The sequence below is a fragment of the Acidisphaera sp. S103 genome (assembly GCF_009765975.1).
Classification (GTDB): Bacteria; Pseudomonadota; Alphaproteobacteria; order Acetobacterales; family Acetobacteraceae; genus Rhodopila.
Genome location: NZ_LMUJ01000111.1, coordinates 108,096 through 130,391, shown reverse-complemented (window position 1 = coordinate 130,391; position 22,296 = coordinate 108,096). Strand labels below are relative to the sequence as shown.

21 protein-coding genes and 1 tRNA gene are annotated in these 22,296 nt (G+C 64.3%); 12 read left to right on the top strand and 10 right to left on the bottom strand.

Features of this window, described 5'->3' with window-relative positions; translation table 11 throughout:
- Positions 1-24 precede the first annotated feature (24 nt).
- On the top strand, positions 25-1,110 hold the full coding sequence (locus tag GSQ89_RS36660; protein ID WP_216856613.1) for an FAD-dependent monooxygenase: 1,086 nt from the start codon (positions 25-27) through the stop codon (positions 1,108-1,110).
- A 73-nt stretch (positions 1,111-1,183) separates the two neighbouring features.
- Here GSQ89_RS36660 and GSQ89_RS36655 read toward each other — a convergent pair.
- The 5 genes from GSQ89_RS36655 to GSQ89_RS36635 form a co-directional block, all read right to left on the bottom strand.
- Positions 1,184-1,260 (bottom strand) — tRNA-Pro (locus tag GSQ89_RS36655).
- A gap of 86 nt (positions 1,261-1,346) precedes the next feature.
- On the bottom strand, positions 1,347-2,213 hold the full coding sequence (locus tag GSQ89_RS36650) for a pyruvate, water dikinase regulatory protein (protein WP_158933055.1): 867 nt from the start codon (positions 2,211-2,213) through the stop codon (positions 1,347-1,349).
- A 25-nt stretch (positions 2,214-2,238) separates the two neighbouring features.
- Positions 2,239-2,604, bottom strand: a complete 366-nt coding sequence (locus tag GSQ89_RS36645) for a response regulator (protein ID WP_158933054.1) — start codon at positions 2,602-2,604, stop codon at positions 2,239-2,241.
- Positions 2,605-2,683: 79 nt separating this feature from the next.
- Positions 2,684-3,412 carry a Crp/Fnr family transcriptional regulator gene (locus tag GSQ89_RS36640; RefSeq protein ID WP_158933053.1) on the bottom strand — a complete coding sequence of 243 codons (729 nt, stop codon included), beginning with the start codon at positions 3,410-3,412 and terminating at the stop codon, positions 2,684-2,686.
- A 139-nt stretch (positions 3,413-3,551) separates the two neighbouring features.
- On the bottom strand, positions 3,552-4,817 hold the full coding sequence (locus GSQ89_RS36635) for an amino acid ABC transporter substrate-binding protein (protein ID WP_158933052.1): 1,266 nt from the start codon (positions 4,815-4,817) through the stop codon (positions 3,552-3,554).
- Positions 4,818-4,934: 117 nt separating this feature from the next.
- Between GSQ89_RS36635 and GSQ89_RS36630 the strand changes: the two genes are divergently transcribed.
- From GSQ89_RS36630 to GSQ89_RS36620, 3 genes are all read left to right on the top strand, one after another.
- Positions 4,935-5,837 (top strand): dioxygenase, encoded by a 903-nt coding sequence (locus GSQ89_RS36630; RefSeq protein ID WP_158933051.1) that lies wholly within the window; start codon positions 4,935-4,937, stop codon positions 5,835-5,837.
- Positions 5,837-6,625, top strand: a complete 789-nt coding sequence (locus tag GSQ89_RS36625; protein WP_158933050.1) for a cyclase family protein — start codon at positions 5,837-5,839, stop codon at positions 6,623-6,625. The genes GSQ89_RS36630 and GSQ89_RS36625 overlap by 1 nt, the downstream gene beginning before the upstream one ends.
- Before the next feature lie 123 nt (positions 6,626-6,748).
- Complete coding sequence (locus tag GSQ89_RS36620) at positions 6,749-6,946, top strand: cation transporter (protein WP_158933049.1); 198 nt, start codon at positions 6,749-6,751, stop codon at positions 6,944-6,946.
- Here GSQ89_RS36620 and GSQ89_RS36615 read toward each other — a convergent pair.
- Positions 6,943-7,917, bottom strand: coding sequence for a D-2-hydroxyacid dehydrogenase (locus GSQ89_RS36615; RefSeq protein ID WP_158933048.1), 975 nt, complete (start codon positions 7,915-7,917; stop codon positions 6,943-6,945). The genes GSQ89_RS36620 and GSQ89_RS36615 overlap by 4 nt on opposite strands.
- Positions 7,918-8,077: 160 nt before the next feature.
- On the opposite strand from GSQ89_RS36615, the gene GSQ89_RS36610 reads away from it, so the two are divergent.
- On the top strand, positions 8,078-8,713 hold the full coding sequence (locus GSQ89_RS36610; protein ID WP_158933047.1) for a TetR family transcriptional regulator: 636 nt from the start codon (positions 8,078-8,080) through the stop codon (positions 8,711-8,713).
- 336 nt (positions 8,714-9,049) lie between these two features.
- Here GSQ89_RS36610 and GSQ89_RS36605 read toward each other — a convergent pair whose 3' ends face one another.
- Complete coding sequence (locus tag GSQ89_RS36605) at positions 9,050-10,678, bottom strand: DNA recombination protein RmuC (RefSeq protein WP_158933046.1); 1,629 nt, start codon at positions 10,676-10,678, stop codon at positions 9,050-9,052.
- A gap of 35 nt (positions 10,679-10,713) precedes the next feature.
- Entirely contained in the window at positions 10,714-11,934 is a 1,221-nt protein-coding gene (locus GSQ89_RS36600; RefSeq protein ID WP_158933045.1) for a cobalamin-independent methionine synthase II family protein, read from the bottom strand.
- Between the two features lie 98 nt (positions 11,935-12,032).
- On the opposite strand from GSQ89_RS36600, the gene GSQ89_RS36595 reads away from it, so the two are divergent.
- Positions 12,033-12,485 carry a GxxExxY protein gene (locus GSQ89_RS36595; protein ID WP_216856611.1) on the top strand — a complete coding sequence of 151 codons (453 nt, stop codon included), beginning with the start codon at positions 12,033-12,035 and terminating at the stop codon, positions 12,483-12,485.
- A 222-nt stretch (positions 12,486-12,707) separates the two neighbouring features.
- On the opposite strand, the gene GSQ89_RS36590 is transcribed toward GSQ89_RS36595, so the two are convergent.
- Positions 12,708-13,445: a shikimate dehydrogenase gene (locus tag GSQ89_RS36590; RefSeq protein WP_254073553.1), complete on the bottom strand. Its 738-nt coding sequence runs from the start codon at positions 13,443-13,445 to the stop codon at positions 12,708-12,710.
- A 168-nt stretch (positions 13,446-13,613) separates the two neighbouring features.
- On the opposite strand from GSQ89_RS36590, the gene pcaH reads away from it, so the two are divergent.
- The 6 genes from pcaH (at position 13,614) to GSQ89_RS36560 (ending at position 21,763) form a co-directional block, all read left to right on the top strand.
- A complete protein-coding gene (gene pcaH / locus GSQ89_RS36585) occupies positions 13,614-14,321 on the top strand; it encodes a protocatechuate 3,4-dioxygenase subunit beta (protein ID WP_158933044.1) in 708 nt (235 codons plus the stop codon).
- A gap of 3 nt (positions 14,322-14,324) precedes the next feature.
- Positions 14,325-14,846: a protocatechuate 3,4-dioxygenase subunit alpha gene (gene pcaG, locus GSQ89_RS36580; protein ID WP_158933043.1), complete on the top strand. Its 522-nt coding sequence runs from the start codon at positions 14,325-14,327 to the stop codon at positions 14,844-14,846.
- Between the two features lie 238 nt (positions 14,847-15,084).
- Positions 15,085-16,965: a bifunctional sugar phosphate isomerase/epimerase/4-hydroxyphenylpyruvate dioxygenase family protein gene (locus GSQ89_RS36575; RefSeq protein WP_158933042.1), complete on the top strand. Its 1,881-nt coding sequence runs from the start codon at positions 15,085-15,087 to the stop codon at positions 16,963-16,965.
- 61 nt (positions 16,966-17,026) lie between these two features.
- A complete protein-coding gene (locus GSQ89_RS36570; RefSeq protein WP_158933041.1) occupies positions 17,027-18,262 on the top strand; it encodes an ABC transporter substrate-binding protein in 1,236 nt (411 codons plus the stop codon).
- 112 nt (positions 18,263-18,374) lie between these two features.
- The gene (locus GSQ89_RS36565; protein WP_158933040.1) at positions 18,375-19,244 is read left to right on the top strand and encodes a branched-chain amino acid ABC transporter permease; all 870 of its coding nucleotides are present in this window, start codon (positions 18,375-18,377) and stop codon (positions 19,242-19,244) included.
- Positions 19,241-21,763: a branched-chain amino acid ABC transporter ATP-binding protein/permease gene (locus tag GSQ89_RS36560; protein ID WP_158933039.1), complete on the top strand. Its 2,523-nt coding sequence runs from the start codon at positions 19,241-19,243 to the stop codon at positions 21,761-21,763. The genes GSQ89_RS36565 and GSQ89_RS36560 overlap by 4 nt, the downstream gene beginning before the upstream one ends.
- Before the next feature lie 36 nt (positions 21,764-21,799).
- Here the strand turns inward: GSQ89_RS36560 and GSQ89_RS36555 are convergent, their stop codons facing one another.
- Positions 21,800-22,102, bottom strand: coding sequence for a hypothetical protein (locus tag GSQ89_RS36555; RefSeq protein ID WP_158933038.1), 303 nt, complete (start codon positions 22,100-22,102; stop codon positions 21,800-21,802).
- Positions 22,103-22,296: the final 194 nt, after the last annotated feature.

Sequence of the window (22,296 nt, the reverse complement as noted above, 5' to 3'; positions counted from 1 at the left end):
GGCGGACGCCACGCCGTCGTCATCGTGGGCAGTGGCGCCGCCGGTTGTGCCACCGCCCTGACGCTGATCGACCGCGGCGTGGGCGACATTGTCGTCATCGACATGCAGCAGCATCCCCGCGCCCGCATCGGCGAATCCGTTCCACCCGCCAGCCGAGCGGTCCTGCAGCGGCTTGGGGTGTGGCAGGCGTTCCACGCGCAGGGTCATCTGCTGTCCGCCGGCAGTTGCGCGAGCTGGGGCCATCCTGAACTTCGCTACAACGACTTTCTGCTGGGTATGCAGGGGCAAGGCTGGCACCTGGACCGAACCGCGTTCGATGAGATGCTGTGCGAAGCAGTGGGCGCCCGCGGCGGCACAATCGTTCGCGGCTTGCGTCTGCGATCGGCCGAACGCAGCGATGCGGGCGACTACGCGCTGTCGTTGGAAGCCGAGAACGGCGCCAGCACGCGGGTAACGGCGGGATTCCTGGTCGATGCGACCGGCATCGCCGCCAGCGTGGCCCGGCGGTTAGGTGTCGCGCGCAACCAGGTCGATTGCCTGGCGGTGATCGGCGCGGTGTTCGACCTGAAAGCGCCCGACGCGGTCCCCTCGCAGGCACTGCTGGAAGCCTGTGCGGATGGCTGGTGGTATGCCGCGAAAATCCCCGGCCACAGGCTGATCGCCGCGCTGGCGGTGGAACCGTCCCAGCACCGGCGCTTCGCGGACCCCGATACCTGGCGGCCGGCGCTGCACGCGACGCAACACGTCGCCCGATGGCTCGATCACGGCAAAGCGGTGCCTGCCGGCACGCTCGAACTGGAAACGGCGCTGGCGCCTTCCGCGATCCTGAGCCGAGTCGTGGGCGAGCGCTGGCTGGCGGTCGGCGACGCGGCCAGCGCGTACGATCCGATCTCGGCGCAGGGCATCCTCAAGGCGCTGTGCGACGGCGAGGCAGCGGCGGATGCGATCGCCGGTTGCCTGGCGGGCGCGGGCCAGACACCATTGCTGGCCTACCAGGACGGCGTGTTTGCCCGGTTCAGGGATTATCTGCGACTGCGCCGGCACCTGTACCAACGCGAACGGCGCTGGCCGCTATCGCCCTTCTGGCACAACCGGCTGCTTCATCCGTGATTTTGCGGGCGCCGCCTGCGTTCAAGGACACAACCAGACCCTGTGTCGTTCACGGCTAAATATCTGAAATCATTGGTCGGAGCGAGAGGATTCGAACCTCCGGCCCCTGCGTCCCGAACACAGTGCTCTACCAGGCTGAGCTACGCTCCGACCGAGGGGCGGCGTATAGCCTTGGTCCGCACCCGAGGCAAGGCACTTAAACGCATCACTTGCCGGAATGTGGACCCTGCCCGCTCTCAATTCCCCTTCGCCTTGCGGTTGTGCCACGCCTCCATCAGTTGCAGCACCGTCGCCGCCGTCTCCTCGATCGACCGCCGTGTCACATCGATCGTCGGCCATCCATGGCTGTTGCAGAATCGCCGAGCCCACAGCAGCTCGGCTTTCACCGCGTCCTCATCGACGTAGTCGGAACTGTCGGCACGAATCGGCCCGGTCTGGGCACCGCCACCGATCAGCCGCAACCGGTGGCGGCGGATGTCGATCAGCGCCTCGGCTGCCAGCGTCAGGCCGATGACCGGGCACTTGATCTCCTCCAGCCCCGGCGGGATCGGCAGGTTCGGCACCAACGGCACATTCGCCGCCTTGATGCCGCGATTGGCCAGATAGAAGCAGGTCGGGGTCTTCGAACTGCGCGAGACACCCACCAGCACGACGTCCGCCCCGGCCAGCCCCGGCTGTGCCTGTCCGTCGTCGTGCGCCAGCACGTAGTGCATCGCATCGATGCGCGAAAAATAATCTGCGTTCAACACGTATTGGCGGCCCGGCCTGGCCTCGGCCTGCTGCCCGATGACGTCCTGCAGGGCGGTCATGACGGGATCCAGGACGTTGACGACCTTGACGTTCAGCCGCTGGCAGGTCGTGTCCAATTCCAGGCGCAAGGTGCGATCGATCAGCGTGGACAGGACCGGCCCGGGTTCCGCCTCGATGCCCTCCAGCACGCGGTGAAGTTGGAAGCGTGTGCGGATCAGGCTCCACCGATGGTGGATGATCTGCACCGGTCCGAACTGGACGGTGGTCGCCCGGGCGATCGCGTTCAGCGTCTCCCCGGTGGCGTCCGACACCAGATGCAAATTGATTTTCTGCGTTTCGGGGGGCGTGTCCATGCCTGGACCATACAAGGCCGGCAGTTCAACCGCGAGCGCTATCCAGAACCGCCAACAGGCGAGCCTGGGTGACCGGCTTCGACAGGAAGCGCCGCGCGGGCCCCAGCTTCTCGACCTGGCGCGGGTCGCCACTGATCAGCACGACGGGGATGGATCTCCGATCCGCCTCTGCCAGCACCTCGGCCGTGTCACCGCCCGGCAGCAGGCAATCAAGCAGCACCACGTCGATCGGGACAGGATTCGGATCACGCAGATGCGCCAGGGCGGTACTGACCGAAACCGCGGGGTGGATCTCGTAATCATCCTCAAGCATCAGCGTTATGGTTTCCCGCACCATTCCGTCGTCCTCGACAAGCAGGATGTGGCGGCGGAGAGGCAGCGATAAACCCATGGGAATCCGGTTCTTTGGGACTCCCTTAGCCGTCCGGGGTGGGTTCGTCTGTTACCAAGGTGACAGTCGGATTTTGGCCTTAATCGTTATGAAGTCCTTCCGTCATCTCACGAACCAGCCGATAGCATTCGCAGGCATCCCGTTCCAACGCCGTGCGTGTCAGCAATTCGATGCGGCCACGACGGCGCCGCAAGCTGCCGTCCCGCTCCAATCCGGCCAGCAGCAGGTTCACCCGCGGCCGGCCACTGCCGAGCAGGGTGGCGAGGTCTTCCTGGGTCAACGGAATCGTGTCGCTCTCCAATGTGTCCTGCATCGTCAGCAGCCAACGGCAGCAACGCGCATGCAGGCTATGCAAACGATTGCAGGCGATGGTCTGCAACGATTGCGCCGCCAGGCCATGCAGGAATTTGGATAGCGCGCGTTGAACCTGGGGCCTTGCGTCGATGGCGGTCCGAAACTGAGTCGCCGGAATGACTGATATCTCGCCCTCGACCTGCATCGTCGCGTCAGACAGCGCCGGGCTCGGGCCGAACAGGGCGTCCACCCCGACGCAGCCCTCGCGGCCGACCACGCCGGTTTGGACACTTCGCCCCGTCTCGTCCGTGGCGGTCAACGCAATAGCCCCCGTGTGCGGAAACCACACCTCGGCCCCCGGTTCGGAGCGGCTACTGAGAACAAGGCCCTGAGGCGCGTGTTCGATACGGCTCACCGAGGCGAGGTAGTTGCGATCCTCGCGCGCCAGGCTGCCCAGCAGCCGGTTGCCTCTCGGTTTTCGTAATGCCTGCGACATGGCAAAGGAACGCACCATCGCGGTGCCGGTTCGCTTTGATAGCGTCTCAAGATCGGGAGATCAGGGATAAACAAGCGATCATGTGCGCACAACTATTTGTTTTCGAAACATAAACCCCCGCCGTCCGAACGGCGGGGGGGGTCCGATCAGAAAACCGTCAATTCTTCGGACCGACGTACGGCGTAACCACGTCGCCGTCCTTCAACTCGGGCGGATACAGCACGACCTCGACCTTGGGGTCCTTGAACTGGTCCACATCGCTGCCTTTCACGTTCTGGAACTGCACTTCCAGCACGCGGGACTCCGTCCACTCGCCGTTCGCACCGAACGTGATGTCGCCGGCGACTGTCTTGAAGGTATGGGCCCGCAGGTAATCCGCAAGCTTCTGCTGGTCCAGGCTCTTGGTGCCCTCGACCGCAGCCTGCAGCACCTGCATATCGGCATAGGCGAACGGCGGCAGGTAGTAGCCCAGCAGATCGACCCCGGCGGCGGCTGACTTGGCCTGGTATTCCTTAAGGAAGGCCAGCGCATCGGGCGTTGCGTAACGACCAATCGGCAGCCAGAAGTCAAAATCGACGACATTGTTCAGCAGCGGGCCCATCTGGGTCTTGATCGCCGTCGCCTGCAGCCCAACCATGCCACCGCCGAACAACCTGGCCTTCAGCCCAATTTCATTGGCCGAACGCAAGATGCCCACAGTATCGGCCGGATAGGACGCCACGAACACCAGGTCCGGGTTACTGGCCTGGATCGCCCGCACGATCGGACTGAAATCGGTGGTCGAGGGCGGATAGGTGCGATCGTAGACGATTTTCAGCCCTTGTTCCTTGGCCAGTTCATGCGCGCCTTCCAGCGCATTGCGAGGGAATTCCGCGTCCGCGCCGACAAACGCAATGGTCTTGGGCGCCGGATTCAGGCCCTTGGCGACGTCAAAGTAGCCCTTGGAGAAGCTTTGTTTTGGGTGCGGGCCGCCGGTCGGACTGATAGAAAAATAGTTCGGATAGTGGAACTCGGCATTGCCGTCGAGCGCCAGCAGACCGAGAAAAGTGCGTTTCTGCTGCATCATGATCGGTATGGCCGGAACCGTCATGTTGGTCGCGTAGCCACTGATGGCGATGTCGACTTTGTCCACGTCCAGCAGCTTCGTGTACAGCGCCGGAATGTTGGCCGGGTTGGACTGATCGTCATAATAGATCAGCTTGACCGGCCGCCCCAGCAGACCGCCCTTGGCGTTGATGTCCGATTCCCAGATCTGCATCGCCAGCAGCGCGGCCTTGCCGTTCGGTGCCAAGCTGCCGGTCAGCGCCATGCCGAAGCCGATGGTGATGGGATCGGCGGCGCGTGCGGCCGGCGGTCCGGCGAACAGGACGCTGGCGGCGAGCAGCGCACCGCTCCATAGAGTGGCCTTGGCGCGTTTCAGCATGATTTTGGTTTCCTCCGGCTTGTTTTATTATCGGTATCTTACGGCATGGGCGACCACTGGCAAAGCACCCATGTTTCGCCATATGCTCCAATCGAGACGACCTTTGGGAGGCCTAATATGCAGGACCTGGACGAATTCACCGTCACCGACGAAGCGCTGCGGCAGATGGCCAACACCGAGAATCCCCGGTTGAAGGAAATCATGGACTCGGCCGTGCGCCACCTCCATGCCTTTGCCCGTGACGTCAACCTGACGCCGGAGGAATGGCTACAAGGCCTCCAGTTCCTGACCGCCGTCGGCCAGGCCTGCACCCCCATCCGGCAGGAGTTCATTCTGCTGGCCGACGTCCTTGGCCTCAGCGCCGTGGTCAATGCGCTGCATGACAAGAAGGCCCGCGAACTCGGCAGCCAGAGCAGCCTGCTGGGTCCGTTCTTCCGCGAGGGCGCCCCCGAACTGCCGCTCGGCGCACAAATCGTGGAGAAGCCGACCGAACCCGAAATTGTCGTCTATGGCCGGGTCACCGACAATGACGGTTCACCGCTGCCCAACGCGCTGATCCAGATTTGGCAGACCAGTGAGCGTGGCCTGTACGACATGCAGGAGCGTAACGGCGAGAGCATGGATATGCGCGGCAATTTCCGCACCGATGCGGATGGCCGGTACCATTTCCGCACCGTCCGGCCGCTGGGCTACTCGATCCCGATGGACGGGCCGGTCGGCGCGATGGTGCACCTGCAAAACCGCCACGGATTCCGCCCGTCGCACATTCACTGCCTGATCGGGGCCGACGGCCACCGCGAACTGGTGACCGCGCTGTATTTCGGCGACGATCCGAATATCGACTCCGACACCGTGTTCGGCGTGTCACAAACGCTGGTGGTCGAGGCGAAAGACGATCCCGCCTCGCCGATCCCCGGCCTGCGCGCGGTGCATTACGATTTCCGCCTGGCCAAGGCCGCACCGGGTGAAAGCGGCCGTGTCGGCGCCGATCCGACCAAGCTGATGAAGGCGGCAGAGTAATGCCGCGGCGGCTCGTCGATATCTCCTCGCCGTTGAAGGCGGGGATCGCCAGTGATCCGCCGCACATGCTGCCGAAGATCGACTACAAGGACCACCATGACACCGCCCCGGCGATGGCGGAATACATGGGGGTGCGCGTCGATCAGCTTCCAGACGGCGAGTATGCGGCGGTCGAGGTGGCCACGATCAGCACCCATAACGGCACGCATATGGATGCGCCTTACCACTTCTTCTCCAGCATGAACCACGCGCTGAAACCGGGCGGGGAGCCGTCCTGGCGGATCGACGACGTCCCGCTGGACTGGTGTTTCCAGCCCGGCGTGAAGCTGGACTTCCGCCATCTGCCGAACGGCTACGTAGCGACTCCCGGTGATGTCGAGGCGGAACTGAAGCGCATCGGACATGAATTGCGCCCGCTGGAGATCGTCATCGTCAACACCGCCGCCGGTGCCCGCTATGGTCAGGACGATTTCGTCGATACCGGCAGCGGCATGGGCAAGGCCGCGACGATGTGGCTGACCGAACGTGGCGTGCGCGTCGTCGGCACTGATGCCTGGAGCTGGGATGCACCGTTCTCCTTCACCCGCGAGAAGGTGAAGGCAACCGGTGATGCCAGCCTGATCTGGGAAGGCCACCGGGCCGGACGGGAAATCGGCTATTTCCAGATGGAAAAGCTAGGGAACCTCGCCCAACTGCCGGCCGACGGATTCGACATCGTGTGCTTCCCGGTGAAAGTCCACCGGGCCTCGGCGGGCTGGACCCGCGCCGTGGCAATTTTCAACGATTGAGGGCGCGGTACCGGCGTTTCTTCACTGTGTCATAACCGGGTGCGGCTCGGTCTCCCCATCCAGGGTGGCCCGACCATGACACACGAAGAGCGGCCGGCCTCGTTCCGAACAAGGACCCCACCCATGTCCCAGTTCCGCATCCCCGATATCCACTGCGACGCCTGCATCCGATCCCTCACCGGCGCGGTGCGGGATCTCGACGCGAAGGCGACCCTGCAAGCCGACCTGACGACCAAGCTGGTCCGTGTCGAAACCACCGCCGGTGACGCCGCGGTGGCCGACGCCCTCCGCGACGCCGGTTTCACCGTGGAGCCAGCCTAAAACCACGTCGCCTTATCCACGACGTTGCGCAACGGCCGTCCCTCGGCGAACGCCCGGCAGTTGTCCTCGATGATCTGATACCGCCGCTCGTTCAGATGCGGACCGTATCCCGCCATATGCGGGGTCAGCAGCACATTCGGCAGGCCCCACAACGGGTGTTCGGCCGGCAACGGCTCCTGCTCATACACATCCAGCGCAGCGCCAGCGATCTCTCCTGCTTTCAGCGCGGCGACCAGGTCGTCCAGCTTCGTCGTCATCCCCCGCCCGATGTTGATGAAGAACGCACTCGGCTTCATCAGCCGGAATTTCGAGCGGTTGAAGAATCCCTCCGTCGCAGGTGTATGCGGCACTGTCAGGATGACGAAATCAGCTCGCGGCAACAGCGAGTCCAGTGCGTCGGGTTTGTGCAGCTCCGCGACACACGCCGGCTGGTCGGTTCGGCGGGCATCCACCGCCAGGACCTGGACGCCAAACGCCGCCAGCAGCCGCGCCGTCTCCGCCCCGATCCCGCCGAGACCGACAATCAGCGCCGTGGAGCCGGGAAGCGGAACCACACCCTGGTCGTCGGGCGGCTTGGCCCAGACCCGGCGGATCTGCTGCGGGATGAAGACGTGCAGGCCACGCGCGAAGGCCAGCACGAAGGCCAGGATGTGGGCACTGATGTGGTCGTTGTAGATCTCCCGGAAATTGGTGACCGTCAGCGAATGCGCGATCAACTCCGGATAGTAGTAGCCGGCCGGCGGCGCGGCCTGTGGCGCCTGTAGCCAGCGCAGGCGTTGCGCCTTCGCCAAAAGTGCCGCCGGCAGCGTGCCAAAGGCGGCGTCCGCGGTTGTGATGGCCGCGGCGGCGGTGTCCGCGTCCTCGGCGAGCACCAGGTTCATGCCCGGGACGGCATGTGCCAGGCGCGCCGCCCATTGCCGGGTCAGCCCGGTTTGCGGCGGAAGCATCAGGAAGGTGAAGGCGTTGTTCATCAGGAAATCCCCGCGGCTTGTGTGTCGCCTCTGTTGTCGCGCAAAGCCCGCCAACGGCGCAATGTTCAGCCTCTCGGCGGACGGCTGCATTGGCCTTCACTAACTGGTTCGGACATGTGTTATCCTGCCGCCCAACGCGCTGGCAGGGGAAACGCCGCTTGTGTCTGTCACCAAGGAGCATGGGCGAAAGCCCGACGCGCAACGCACCCGCGCAGACATCTTGACCGTCGCCCGAGCCGAGTTCGTCGAACACGGCCTCAACGGCGCTCGGGTCGATGCGATATCGGAACGAACTCGCACGACCAAACGCATGATATATTATTATTTCGGCAGCAAGGAGGGACTGTATTCGGCTGTCCTGCAACAAGCCTACAGCGACATCCGCGCCGCCGAGGCGACACTGGAACTCGATGACCTGCCGCCGGTGGCCGCGCTGCGGCGGCTGATCGAATTCACCTTCGACTATGAGGACTCGCATCCCGATTTCGTCCGGCTGATCGCCATCGAGAACATCCACCAAGCCGGGCATCTGCGGCAATTGCCGTCCATCCAGCACGTCAACGCCGATGCGATCGCGATCCTGGATGCGATCCTGACCCGGGGACGCGCGCAGGGCGCGTTCACGCGGCCCTGTTCGGCCGTGGACGTGCATCTGATGATCAGCGGACTATGTTTCTACCGCGTATCCAACCGGCACACATTCGGGATGATTTTCAACTGCGACTTGTCAGCCCCGGAGGTCCGAAAGCGGCATAAGGCGATGATTGTAGAAACGATCGTGGGATGGTTGGGGTAGATGGGGATTGATTGCAACCCGGCCCTGCAGGAGCCACGGCTATGGCGTCTCTTTTCTAAGGCGGATTAGCGGGATAAGGGGGGGATGAAGGAGATGGCGCTCGCGATCAGGGTCGCGCAATGGTGCGGCGGATTGGCAACCCGAAAACCCACCCAATGATCCGTTCGGTGACCGGCTCCAACAACCGCGATCCCCTTCATCCATCTTCATCCCGCTAATCTGCCTTAAAAAATGACGTGGCGTCCGCGCCGACATCCGACGGGGCGCCAATGTCCTACGCTGCGGGTTCTAACGGCCCACGAATCCCACCGAACGGCGGACAACCCATGGGACGGTTTAGTCCTCGGATTCCAGGCCGGTTTCGTCCTCTAGCTCCGACGTTAGTTCCAACACCTCGGCGGCGGCCGGACCTTCCAGTGCGGCGACGCCGCTTAGCTTGCGGCTGATGACGCTGGCTCGGGTGCGGCTCTTTCGAATGTTGTTGCCCAGGCTCTGGACGTTCTTTTCCATCAGGCGGAACTGGTTGCCGAAATCTACCATCTCATGCTTCACCGCACCCAGGATCTGGCCGATCACCTCGGCTTTCTGGCTGATCGCCAGCGTGTAGTGGCCGAGTTGTATCGTCCGCAACATGACCGCCAGCATCGACGGTCCCATGATGACGACACGATGTTCGCGATGAACCGCCTCCATCAAATCGCCATTGCGGGTAACCTCGGCATAAATCCCCTCGCTCGGCAGATACAGGATCGCCCATTCGACAGTGTAAGGCGGCGCGATATATTTGGTCTGGATCTTTCGCGCCTCCAGCCGAATGCGAGTCTCCAACGCAGCCCGAGCGGCTTTCTCCGCGGCGGGATCGGCGGCGTCGACCGCCTCCAGCAGGCGCGTGTAGTCTTCGACCGGAAACTTCGCATCGACAGCGAGATAAACCGGCAAGCCCCCCTGGACCGGCAGCTTCAGGGCAAATTCCACGGTATCGGACGTGGCCGGATTGACGCATTTATTCATTTCGTACGCGTTCGGCGGCAGGATATCGTCCAGTGTCGCCTTGACCTGCGCCTCGCCCCATCCGCCACGGCTTTTGACGTTGGAGAACAGCTTTTTCAAGTCCCCGACCTGGCCGGCGACGGTCTTCACCTCTCCCACCGCCTGCTGGACTTCCGCGAATTGCGCGGTGATTTTCGCGAAATTCTCGGTCATCCGCTTTTCGATGCCCTCTTGCAGCTTCTGGTCCACCACACCCTGGATCTCCAGCAGCTTGGCTTCGTTGCCCGCGCGCATCTCCCCGATCTTGGTATCGACATGCGCGGTCAGCTTGATGAAATCGTCAGTCAGGGCCTTGGAAACCTTGCCCTGGTTGTCCGCGAGGGTCGTCGTCATCTCGCCGCCGATACGGGTCACCGTCTCGCGCACGTGGCCCAGGCCTTCCGTCAACGCCGCCTGGAAATCGGTCATCGCCTTCATGACGCCGGTGCCCGACGCGTCCATCCTGACTCCGAAGGCCTCGATTTTCGTTGCCTGTTCAATACCAAGCTGATGCAGGCCGGCGGTCAGCCCGGTCAGCAGCAGGCGGTTGGCGTCGGCCGCTTCGGCCTTGGCCTTCGCACCGGCGGTTTCCAGTGCGGCGGGCACCTCGGTGCCCAGCCGGGTCATCGCGGCGGAGACAGCCACGACATCGCCACGAAAGGTCTCGATGCCAGCCAGGAACCGGTCGAATCCTGTCCGCAACCCGTCCTCGACCTTCGCGCCAAGCACCCGTTCCACGTCCGCCAACGCCCCGCGCAGAGCCTCGATCCCTTCCCGCGTCGCCCGGCCGGATTGATCGACCAACGTGGACAGGTTTTGCAGTGCGTGGGCGTCCCCAGGTCCACGACGACCGCCGATCCAGCCGCTGACGAGCCCGCCCAGCAGCGCGGCGAGCGCGACAAGGGCCGCCAGTACAGTTAGAGCTTCCACGCTCACCCGATTCTCCCGCTGTCAGCGCAACGCCTGACCGCTTAGGCCGCTTTCGGCCGGCCCCACAATGCCCGGCTTGCCAGTTCGGCCCCTTGCGCCAGTGCGGCCAACTTGGCCCAGGCGATATCGGGATGCACCCGCCCGCCCAGCCCGCAATCGGTCGCGGCGATCACTCGTTCCCGCCCCACCAGGTTGGCGAACCGCGTGATCCGTTCCGCCACCAGGTCAGGATGCTCGACGACATTGGTGGCGTGGCTGACGACGCCGGGCAGGATCAGCTTGCCGTCCGGCAGCTTGACGTCGCGCCACACGCTCCATTCATGTTCGTGGCGCACATTGCCGGCTTCGAACGAATAGGCGCCGGCGTTGATCGCCAGCATCACGCCGACGATGTCGCGCATCGGGATGTCGGTGGTGTGCGGCCCGTGCCAGCTTCCCCAGCACAGATGGAACCGGATCCGATCCGCCGGCAACCCCCTGATGGCGTGGTTCAGCGCCTCCACCCGCCGCATGGAGAAGGCGCGATAGGCCTCCACCGTCGGTTCGGGGTTGATCATGTCCCAGTTCTCGGCGATCGAGGGATCGTCCAGTTGCAGGATCAGCCCGGCGTCGATGATCGCCTTGTATTCCTCGCGCATCGCGTCGGCGCAGGCGAACAGGAAGTCGTCATCGGTCTTGTAATGAACGTTGCCGATGCGCGACGCGCTGCCGGGCGCCACCGAGGTCATGAAGCCTTCCTCGATCCCCGCCGCCGCCAACGCCGCCTTGAAGTTGTCGATGTCAGCCTTGATCGCCGCGTGGCCGGTATAGGACAGCGGCCCCACGCACACCGGGGTATGCGGCGCCCGCGGCCCGGTGGTGATCCCGGACTCAGGATCATTATAGGCGCCGGCAAACCGGATGCGGTCGCGCCGGTCGCCGAAGCTGGTGAGCACGACCTCGTTCGGGTTCGACCGCCGAGAGGGCACGTCGTACAGGCCCGGACCGGACAGTTCGAGACCGCCCAGCCGTTGGAACGAATAACTCCACCACGCGCCGTAGTTGACCCGGCTGCCCATTGCCTTGCCGTATTCGCCGTCGCCGGGCAGGTCGATGCCCAGCGCCTTCTGCCGAGCCACCACGTCGGCGACGGCCGACCGCAGTTGCGCCTGGAATTGGGCTTCGTCGGCGGTGGTTCGGGTGCGGTTGGCCTCGATCAACGCGTCCGGGCGCGGCAAGCTGCCGGCATGGCTGGTCAGGATGCGGTCGCTGCTGGCTCTCATGGTCGCTCCCCCGGTTTTTGTGTCGTTGAGCCTGCGATGGTGCCACCGAGCCCGCGCCCGAGCAATCACATGGCGGGGGCGGTTGTGGGGTTAATACAATGGCAATCATTTGCCGGCAGTATCGCAAAAGTAAGGATTCCAACGCAGATAAAGGTGGATTCACGCAGATGGACGCGAATGCCACTTGGCTGAATGAACCGTCTGGCCGTGTCATCGGCTGCGCGTTTACCGTGCTCAATACCCTCGGGCCAGGATTCCTGGAGAAGGTCTACGAGAACGCCTTGGCTCATGAGCTACGCAAGGCGGCATTGGAGGTCATGCAGCAACACGCCCTCACGGTCACATACGATGACGTCGTGGTCGGTCAGTATCGCGTGGACTTGCTGGTCGAGCAGACACTTTTGGTCGAATTGAAAACTGTCAGGGCGTTGGATGATGGGCATCGTGCGCAATGCCTCAACTACCTCAAGGCGACGGGCCTGCCGCTCTGCCTACTGCTCAACTTCGGCAAACCGCGGCTGGAAATCGGGCGCGTGGCGAATGGCCTGTAATCCCTTCCATCTGCGTCCATCCGCGTTCATCCAATTTCTTCATCTGCGTTAGGCGCTTCCTTTTGCTGAAACCCGCACGACCCCGCCGCGATTGCCGCGAACGGCATCCTCACCCCGCGGTCATCTCCGCGAAATGCGCCAGCATGCGGTCGGCCTGGGGCGCCGAACCGGTGAACAGGCGGAACGCCTCCACGGCCTGGAACACCGCCATCCCGCCGCCGCTCAGCACCCGGCATCCAGCCGCCCGAGCGGGGCCAGCAACGCGGTTTCCAGCGGGAAGTAGACAATGTCGGCGACCCAAAGCGCCGGCCGCAGCAGCGATGCCGGGACGGCTTGGCCGGGATAGTTCGCCATGCCCAGCGGGGTGGCGTTGATCACCCCGTCCGCCGCCGCGACCGCCGGTTCCGGATCGCCGCCCATCACCGCCCGCCCAGCCCCAAACCGGCCACACAAACTTTCCACCAACGCCCCCGCTCGGTTGGCATCGGTGTCGATCAGCGTCAGTTGCCCGACACCCAGCCCCAGCGCGGCGTTGGCCACTGCGCACCCTGCCCCGCCGGCACCGAACTGCACGACCCGGTCCAGCCGGACATCCGGCAGCCCCCGCCGGAACGCCGCGGCGAAGCCCGAGGCATCGGTGTTGTGCCCGATGCGCCTGCCGTCCCGCAGTACCACGGTGTTCACCGCGCCGATCGCCCTGGCGTCGTCCGACAGATCGTGCAGCAGCGGCAGCACCAGTTGCTTGCATGGATGGGTGATGTTCAGGCCGTCGAAACCCATCCGCTCCGCCGCCGTCAGCAGGTCGGGCAGCGCCTCCACGCCCAGGCCAAGAACGATAAGATCAACCAGCCTATACAGATAGCGGAAGCCCAGCGCCTCCCCTTCCCGCATATGCATGGCGGGCGTCAGCGAGGCCTGGATACCGGTTCCGATCAGGCCGATCAGATAGGATGATTGCATGGGATAATCCCGATTGCCTCTGGCCGCGAAACCGTCCGATAGTGCCTGGAGTCCGACGGGACTGAAACGCATATTCCGCTTGCGCCGCGTTCCGTGGTCCCGGTAGTAACTAACTGGTTAATCCACGTCAACGGTGCGGCGGCGACACCGACGGGAGCAGGAGGGAGCATGACGACCGAAACCGCGCCATTCCTGGCGACCACGGCGGGCAGCCAGCCGGCGAACGACACGCCGTCCTATGGCAGCACCCATCTGCGCCACCCGACACAGCCGCTGCTGCGCATCCCGCAGACCGTGACGGAAACCACCGGCCCGCGGTTCTCGCCGACGCAGTTCGCGCCGATGGCCGACCTGTCGGTGACCGGCGGCAAGCAGGCCCAGGGCGAGCGGATCATCGTCCGCGGCCGGGTGCTGGACGAAAACGACCGCCCCATCCCACACACCATGATCGAGATCTGGCAGGCCAACGCCGGCGGCCGCTACGACCATCCGGGCGACCAGCACGACGCACCGCTGGACCCGCATTTCCACGGCGGCGGGCGGGTGTTCTCCGATGCCGACGGTTGGTACCAGTTCGTCACCATCAAGCCCGGTGCCTATCCCTGGCGCAATCATCACAATGCGTGGCGGCCGAACCATATCCATTATTCGCTGTTCGGCACCGGCTTCGGACAACGCGTCATCACCCAGATGTATTTCCCCGGCGACCCGCTGCTGGCATTGGACCCGGTGTATCTGTCAGTGCCGGACAGGGCCGCGCGCGAGCGCCTGGTGGCGGCGTTCGACATCGACATCACCGCCCCCGAATGGGCGCTGGGCTACCGGTTCGACTTCGTCCTGCGCGGCCGCAACGCCACGCCAACGGAACAGGGCTGAACGATGCCGGTCGCGACCGCAAACCAGACGATCGGTCCGTTCTGGCACCTGATCGAGGACCCCACCTGGGCGGACCTGACCCGTTTCGGCGCCGAGGGTGAAAAGATCGTGCTGACCGGCACCGTGACCGACGGCGGCGGCAACACCGTCGCCGACGCGGCGGTGGAGATCTGGCAGACTAGCCCCGAAGCATCCGAGACATTCCCCGGCTTCGGCCGCTGTCGGACCGACAGCACCGGTTCGTTCCGCTTCATGACGCTGAAACCGGGTCCGGTCGCAGGCCTGGGCAACGCTCAGCAGGCGCCGCACGTCGCGATATCGATCTTCGCCCGCGGCTTGCTGAAGGCGCTGACCACCCGGCTGTATTTCCAGGACGAGGCGCTGAACGAAACCGACCCCGTCCTCTCGCTGATCGACAACGCCGCACGCCGAGGCACCCTGATCGCGAAGAAAGTTTCAGCCGATACCTGGCGGCTGGACATCAGGTTGCAGGGCGGCAACGAAACGGTGTTCATGGACATCTGATGTCATCCCCCATTGTCTCATGGTTTGGCGCGATCCCATCCTCGCTCGCCGTCGCAGCCGGGACAGCCTCTACAGGCGTCAGGATAAGCGATGGATGGCGAAGCCTCTGGCAAAACCGGCTCCGGCCCATCCGTCATGGCCGGGCGTGTTCCGGCCATCTTCGCACCGGCCGACGAAGCGCGGATGGCCCGGACACGCCGGGCCATGACGGCGAGAGTGTGTCGGGACACGCCCATCCATGACTGTCCCCCCTCTGCCGAAATCCATCGCCACCGTCTCCATCAGTGGCACCTTGGCCGAGAAGATGGAAGCCGCCGCGGCGATCGGCTTCGACGGCGTCGAGATCTTCGAAAACGACCTTCTTACCTTCGAAGGCTCGCCGCAGGACGTCCGCTATCTGGCCGACAGCCTCGGCCTGGCGATCACCTGCTTCCAGCCGTTCCGCGATTTCGAGGCGATGCCGGACGCACAACGCGCCCGCAACCTGGATCGCGCCGAACGCAAGTTCGACGTGATGCAGCAACTGGGCGCCGAATTGCTGCTGGTATGCAGCAACGTCTCGCCGGCGTCGATCGACGACGACGCACGTGCCGCCGCCGATCTGGCGGAAATGGCCGAACGTGCCCACAAACGAGGCCTGCGTGTGGGCTTCGAGGCCTTGGCCTGGGGCCGCAACGTCAACAAATGGCGCCATGCCTGGAAGATCGTCGAAGCCGCCGGCCATCCCGCGCTGGGCCTGATCGTCGACAGTTTCCATACGCTGGCATTGGGCGACGACCTCGCCGGCCTGTCTGACGTGCCGGCGGACAAAATCTTCCTGGCGCAACTGGCCGATGCGCCGAAGTTGTCGATGGACGTGCTGTCGTGGAGCCGCCACTTTCGCAATTTCCCCGGCCAGGGCCAATTGCCGGTGGCCGATTTCGTCCGCGACCTGATCGGCGCCGGCTATCGCGGCCCGTTGTCGCTGGAAATCTTCAACGACGAATTCCGCTCCGCGCCCGCCCGCCTGATGGCGCGCGACGGCCTGCGCTCGCTGCTGCTGGTCGAAGCCGAAGCCGGCGCAACAGCCCTGCCCGCGATCCCCCATTTCGACGGCGTCGAGTTCCTGGAATTCGCCGTAGACGAACAATCCGGCCGCCGGCTGGCGGAAACCCTGCGCGGCCTGGGCTTTCATTACGCCGGACGACACCGCTCGAAATCCGTCGATCTGTTCCGCCAGGGCCGGATCAACATGATCCTGAACAGCGAGCAGGACAGCGCGGCGGCGGAACATTTCCAGTTCCACGGCCCATCGGTGTGTGCGATGGCATTCCGTGTGGACGACGCTAGGCACGCGGTGCAACGCGCCGAGGCGCTGCTGTGCCCACCATGGCAGGAACCGATCGGCCCCGGAGAACGGCAGATCCCCGCGGTGCGCGCCCCCGACGGCACGCTGTTGTATCTGGTGGAACCATCGTCCGACGGGTCGACGATCTACGATGTCGATTTCAAACTGTTCGACGAAGCAGCGCCAGAAACCCTGCTGACCTCGGTCGATCACATCGCCCAGGCGCTGCCGATGGGCCGGATGGATCATTTCGTGCTGTTCTATCGCGCGCTGTTCGGTTTCGTTCCCGAACCGCTCTGGGAAATCCCCGACTCGATGGGGCTTATTCAAAGCCGGACGATGACCAGCGTGGGGCGGGAAATCAGGCTGCCGCTGAACATCTCGGAAAGCCGGGAAACCACGACCGGGCGGTTCCTGACGACATTCTCCGGTGCCGGCGTGCAGCATATCGCGATGGCGAGCACCGATATCCGCCACACGATGGAGCAATTGGCGGCCCGCGGCGCCCGCTTCCTGCCGATCCCCGGCAATTACTACGAGGATATCGAGGCCCGCTGGGGCCTGGACGAGTCTCGGCTGGAGATGTTGCGGGCGCACAATATCCTGTACGACCGCGACGACACCGGCGAATTCCTGCACGCCTACACCGATCCGTTCGACGACCGGTTCTTTTTCGAGATCGTGCAGCGCATCGATGGTTACCAGCAATACGGCGCGGCGAATGCGTCAGTGCGCATGGCGGCACAAGCTAAACGCCGAAATATACCACCGCAATCCGAATTGCTTACGTAAAGGAGACGCGTTAAACGAGCGCGTCCTGGAGAACTCTAAATAACACGAGGGGAAGTTGAAGATGACGTCTGGTACCTCTGGCCTGCTGATCCCGCGCCGCAAGGCCCTGCTGGGTGCCACGGCCCTGGCCGCCGCACCGCTGGCCGCACCGCACATCGCGCGCGCCGCCGATCCGATCAAGATCGGCCTGCTGCTGGCCAAGACCGGGCAGATCGCGGCGCAGACCGAATACCTGGCCAACGGCTCGTTCCTGGCGCTGGAAGAGCGCAACAACATGATCATGGGCCAGCCGGCCGAACTGGTGTGGCTGGACGAACCGACGCCGCAGGCGGCGACGCAGAACATGCAGAAGCTGGTGCAGGAAAATAAGGTGTCGGCGATCCTCGGCGGATCGCTGTCGTCCAACGCGCTGGCCGAGGAAGCCACGGCAGCGCAACTGAAAATCCCGTTCGTCTGCAACAATGCCGCGGCGACGGATATCAGTGGCAAGAACTGCAACCGCTACACGTTCCGGCTGAATACGCCTGTGGCGGTGCAATGCCGGATGCTGGCGCCGTTCGCGCTGACCTATGGCAAGAAATGGTATTTCATCACCGCGTCCTATGCGTTCGGCCAGGACATCGTCAAATCAGGGCGCCAACTGTTGGAGGAAGCCGGCGGTACCGTGGTCGGGTCCGACGAAGCGCCGCTGAACACACCGGATTTCAGCTCCTTCATCCTGAAGATCCGCCAGGCGAAGCCGGACGTGGTGTGGGGCGGCCTGTCCGCCGGCGATCTGTCCACCTTCCTGAAGCAGTGGGATGCGATGGGCATGCGCGGCAAGATCCCGTTCCTGGAAATCGCCATCGGCGACACCGACATCTGGTCCGTCGGGCCGGAGGCGGCGACCGGCACGTTCACCGCGCTGTGGTGGTACAAGAACCCCAACAATACGCCGGAAGAAAAGAAATTCGCCGAATCGTACGACAAGAAATACGGCAAGCCGGCGGCCGACAAGGCCTGGATGGGCTGGATCACCGCGCGTTCGCTGTTCGAATCGATCGATGCGGCGAAATCGCTGGAACCGATGAAGATCGTCGAGGCGCTGGAAGCCTGGAAGGCCCCGGCCGACGGGTATTCCTACAGTTACCGCAAGTTCGATCATCAGATGATGATGAAGAACCTCGCCGTCAGCGTGAAACCCCAGATCACCGACAAATGGGACTATTTCAACGTCGAGGCCGCGCTGCCGAAGGATACCGCCGATCTGGACAAGGTGTTCGGCACCGAAGCGGAAGTCGGCTGCAAGATGGGCTGACGCGGTCCGGCCGGCCGGGACGCATCCCGGCCGGCCTACCGCTTGTCCACATATTCATCCGGCCAGCCCAGCCCTGGCCACCAACGATAAAGGGGGGAGGACCCGCTCCATCATGCTGGAAATCCTGATACCCCAGATCGTGAGTGGCCTGGTTGTCGGCAGTCTTTACGTGCTGATCGCCATCGGCCTGTCGATCATCTTCGGACTACTGGGCATCGTCAATTTCGCCCACGGTTCGTTCTTCACCCTGGGCGCCTACTTCGCCCTGACATTGTACCAATTGTTCGGCTGGCCTGCCGTCATCCTGTCGCCGATCTTCGTCGGCATCGTTGGCATGGTGGTGGAACGAACGCTGATCCAGAAGCTGTACGACAAGGAACCGCTGATCAGCCTGATCGTCACCTTCGCCCTGGCGCTGCTGATCGAGGCGTCGGTGCGCCTGATCTACGGCGGCATCGGCCAGCCGTTCAGCCCGCCGCCGTTCCTTAGCGGCTTCCTGATCTGGGGTCCGATCCTGATCGCCCAATACCGCCTGGCCATGCTGGCGGCGACGACGGTCCTGCTGCTGCTGCTGTGGCTGTTCCTGGAGAAAACCCCGTTCGGCCGCATCCTGCGCGCCGGATCGCGCGACCCCGAAATGGTCGGCCTGCTCGGCATCAACCTGCCGCGGGTGCTGACCTGGGTGTTCGGCCTGGGTTGCGCGATTTCCGGCATCGCCGGGGTGATGGCCGCGCCGCTGTGGGTCGTCACGCCATCGATGGCCACCAACGCCATCATGCCGGCCTTCGTGGTCGTCGCCATCGGCGGCCTGGGGTCGTTCGCCGGCGCCGTCATCGCCGGGCTGATGGTGGGCGTGGTGATCGCGCTGACCATCCAGTTCTACCCCTCGGCCTCCGGCGCGGTGATGTATGTCTTCATGGCCGTGATGCTGATCCTGCGCCCACGCGGCCTGCTGGGTGAGCGTTGGGAGCGCTTCGAATGAGCAACGCCATCCGCCATCCCGTCCTGGTCGTCTTCGTCGTGCTGGCCGCCTTGACCGGCGTGTGGCATCTGATCGGCGCGCCGATCACCCTGATCACCCAGATCGCCATCTACACGCTATACGGCGCCGGCGTCTGCATGATGGTCAGCTACACCGGGTTGGTGCCATTCGGCGCATCGGTGTTCTTCGGCTGCGCCACCTACGCCGTCGCCTTCGTCATGCTGCGCGGCGCCCCGAATGAGATCGTGGCGCTGATCTTTTGCGTCGCCTTCTCGATCGTGCTCGCGGCCGTCATCGCGCTGATCATCCTGCGCCGCCGCGGCCTGTATTTCTCCTTGCTGACGCTGGCGTTTTCCCAGATCGCGTTCGAGATCGCGTTCAAATGGACCGACGTGACCGGCGGCGAGAACGGCCTGCAAGGCGTGCCGCGGCCGCTGTTCACCAGCGCCTGGTCGTTCCACGTGTTCACCGTCATCACCGTCTGCCTGGGCATGGGATTGTTGTGGCGCATCGCGCATTCGCCGTTCGGCCGGTCCTTGCAGGCGCTGCGCGACAACGAACAGCGTACGCAAAGCCTGGGTTACGACACGTTCCGGCTGAAATTCGTTTCATTCGTCATCATGGGCGCGGTGGTCGGCTACTCGGGCGGTCTGCTGTCGTTCATGATCAACGGTGCCTACGCCGATAACCTGAGCTGGCAGCATGCTGGTGACTCGCTGCTGATGGCGGTGATGGGCGGCGTGCATCACTTCCTGGGGCCGCTCTGGGGTGCGATCGCGTTCATCCTGCTGGAGGACCGGCTGTCGGCGATCAGTTGGCACAATATCGGCGAAGGCTGGTGGCTGATCTTCGCCCCGATCGTGATCATTTTCGCACTCGCCTCGCCCGAGGGCATGCAGGGCCTGGTGTTCCGCCTGAAACGCCGCACCGACTGGACGCTGACCCGCAAGGCGATCCCCCCTCGCCCCGCGGCGATCGAGCCGTACCGGCCCGGCGGCGCCCAGCTGGATCCGTCCAAGCCAATCCTGACCGTCAGCGGGCTGAGCAAGCGGTTCGGGTCACTTGTGGTCGCGACCGATCTGAACCTGCACGTCTATCCGTACAAGCTGCACAGCTTCATCGGCCCGAACGGCGCGGGGAAAACGACGTTCTTCAACATGCTGACGGGCATCCTGCAGCCCAACGCCGGCAGCATCATGTTCGACGGCCACGACATCACTACCCTGCCGGTGCACAAGCGCATCCGCCTGGGGCTGTCGCGGTCGTTCCAGATCCTCAGCGTGTTCCCCAACCTGACGGCGTTCGAGAATGTGCGCGTCGCGGTGCAGGCGCAGGACAAACGCGCTTGGGGCCTGTGGCGCGACGCCTACACCTACGATGACCTCAACGCACGTACCTGGTCGCTGCTGGCCGCCGTCGGGCTGGAAGACCGAGCGGCGGATTCGTGTGCCAATCTGGGGCATGGGCAGCGGCGGCTGCTGGAGATCGCCATCTCGCTGGCCACCGACGCCAAGCTGCTGCTGCTGGATGAGCCGCTGGCCGGGCTCGCCGAGGCCGACCGCGTGGTTGTCGGGTCGCTGATCCGCAAGCTGGCGGATTCCCATGCCGTGCTGCTGATCGAGCACGATATCGACCGCGTGCTGGCGCTATCCGACCGCATCACCGTGCTGCACCAGGGCCGGCTGATCGCCGACGGCAAGCCGGCGGAGGTCGGCAGCAACCCCGACGTCGTCACCGCCTACCTGGGTGCCGAACGAATTGTCCCGCCGCCGGCACCGACCGACGCCGATCGTGCCGCGCATGCCGCCAGCAGCCCGCTGCTGGTGGTGGACAAGCTGCGCGCCGGATATGCCGGCAGTGTGGTGCTGGAAGACCTGTCGCTGATCGTCCACGAAGGTGAGGCCGTCGCCCTGCTGGGCCGCAACGGCGTCGGCAAGACCACGACGCTGAAGGCGATCACCGGCACGGTGCGCTCCGCCGCCGGAACCATCACGCTGAGCGGCGGTGAGATCACCAATCGCAAGCCGTATGAGATCAACCAGCAGGGTATCTCGCTGGTGCCGGAAGGGCGGCGGCTGTTCCCCAACCTGACGGTGCTGGACAATCTGCGGCTGGCAATGCGTCCAGGCGGTGCGTCACTGGACGACGTCTACGCGCTGTTCCCCAAGCTGAAAGTGCTGCAACGGTCGAAGGCCGAAAGCCTGTCCGGCGGCGAGCGCCAGATGCTGGCCATCGCGCGTGCGCTGATGGTGCCGGCGAAACTGATCCTGCTGGACGAACCGTTCGAGGGTCTGGCGCCGACCATCGTGAAGGAAGTGATGGACGCGCTGGCGCAATTGCGCGGCCGGGTCGCGATGGTGATCGTCGAGCACCACGCCGAAAGCGTGCTGCCGCTGGTGGACCGAGCGTACGTGCTGGTGAACGGACGCGTGGCGTTCGAAGGAACCGCCAAGACCCTCGAAGACGACCACGACCTGCAGGCTCGGTTGTTGGGCGTGGTGCAGAAAGAGGTGGCCTAATACCAGTTCGCGTTAAGGCCTCCTCCCCCCGCCGGCCTATCGCACGACCGTGCCGGGGGGCGGCGGCGGCGGCGCGCCCGGCGGCGGCTGTGCGGGCACCATCGTCACCGGTCCGGCCGGTGCACGCAGCTCAAGCGGCCCCTTGTAGTTCTCGTTCATCTGTTGAGCGTTGAGTCCCTCAACCCGGCTGTCGCCCGTGTCGTTGCCGGCGTCATTGCTGTGGTCGATGTTACCGTACGGGTTGGCGGCGTCGGCCGCTAGGGCACGCGACGGGGTCAACACCATCGTCGTCCCTAGTCCAAGCGTGACCAAACTCGCGGCAAGCAAAACCTTGTTCATGTGGATCTCCCGATAACGAACTCAGGTGTGAAACGCCCAACCGCGACAACGGATGCAGGATTTTGCCGAATGAAAAGATTTCGCGGTCAACACCAGGCGAGCGGCGCCGGAGACGCGACACGCATCACAGGTGGACGGCCTTCCCCGGCGACCTGTAAGACACTCTCCGCATCGCAACCTCGGTCCGGAGCGAC

What these genes read in the sequence shown, in the direction of transcription:
- GSQ89_RS36570 (WP_158933041.1), top strand. Translation starts at nt 17,027, where the DNA reads ATGACGTCTGGTACCTCTGGCCTGCTGATCCCGCGCCGCAAGGCCCTG.
- GSQ89_RS36600 (WP_158933045.1), bottom strand. Translation starts at nt 11,934, where the DNA reads ATGAGAGCCAGCAGCGACCGCATCCTGACCAGCCATGCCGGCAGCTTG.
- GSQ89_RS36625 (WP_158933050.1), top strand. Translation starts at nt 5,837, where the DNA reads ATGCCGCGGCGGCTCGTCGATATCTCCTCGCCGTTGAAGGCGGGGATC.
- GSQ89_RS36630 (WP_158933051.1), top strand. Translation starts at nt 4,935, where the DNA reads ATGCAGGACCTGGACGAATTCACCGTCACCGACGAAGCGCTGCGGCAG.
- GSQ89_RS36565 (WP_158933040.1), top strand. Translation starts at nt 18,375, where the DNA reads ATGCTGGAAATCCTGATACCCCAGATCGTGAGTGGCCTGGTTGTCGGC.
- GSQ89_RS36575 (WP_158933042.1), top strand. Translation starts at nt 15,085, where the DNA reads ATGACTGTCCCCCCTCTGCCGAAATCCATCGCCACCGTCTCCATCAGT.
- GSQ89_RS36595 (WP_216856611.1), top strand. Translation starts at nt 12,033, where the DNA reads ATGGCAATCATTTGCCGGCAGTATCGCAAAAGTAAGGATTCCAACGCA.
- GSQ89_RS36620 (WP_158933049.1), top strand. Translation starts at nt 6,749, where the DNA reads ATGTCCCAGTTCCGCATCCCCGATATCCACTGCGACGCCTGCATCCGA.
- GSQ89_RS36650 (WP_158933055.1), bottom strand. Translation starts at nt 2,213, where the DNA reads ATGGACACGCCCCCCGAAACGCAGAAAATCAATTTGCATCTGGTGTCG.
- GSQ89_RS36590 (WP_254073553.1), bottom strand. Translation starts at nt 13,445, where the DNA reads ATGCAATCATCCTATCTGATCGGCCTGATCGGAACCGGTATCCAGGCC.
- GSQ89_RS36645 (WP_158933054.1), bottom strand. Translation starts at nt 2,604, where the DNA reads ATGGGTTTATCGCTGCCTCTCCGCCGCCACATCCTGCTTGTCGAGGAC.
- GSQ89_RS36560 (WP_158933039.1), top strand. Translation starts at nt 19,241, where the DNA reads ATGAGCAACGCCATCCGCCATCCCGTCCTGGTCGTCTTCGTCGTGCTG.
- GSQ89_RS36555 (WP_158933038.1), bottom strand. Translation starts at nt 22,102, where the DNA reads ATGAACAAGGTTTTGCTTGCCGCGAGTTTGGTCACGCTTGGACTAGGG.
- pcaG (WP_158933043.1), top strand. Translation starts at nt 14,325, where the DNA reads ATGCCGGTCGCGACCGCAAACCAGACGATCGGTCCGTTCTGGCACCTG.
- GSQ89_RS36640 (WP_158933053.1), bottom strand. Translation starts at nt 3,412, where the DNA reads ATGGTGCGTTCCTTTGCCATGTCGCAGGCATTACGAAAACCGAGAGGC.
- GSQ89_RS36615 (WP_158933048.1), bottom strand. Translation starts at nt 7,917, where the DNA reads ATGAACAACGCCTTCACCTTCCTGATGCTTCCGCCGCAAACCGGGCTG.
- pcaH (WP_158933044.1), top strand. Translation starts at nt 13,614, where the DNA reads ATGACGACCGAAACCGCGCCATTCCTGGCGACCACGGCGGGCAGCCAG.
- GSQ89_RS36635 (WP_158933052.1), bottom strand. Translation starts at nt 4,817, where the DNA reads ATGCTGAAACGCGCCAAGGCCACTCTATGGAGCGGTGCGCTGCTCGCC.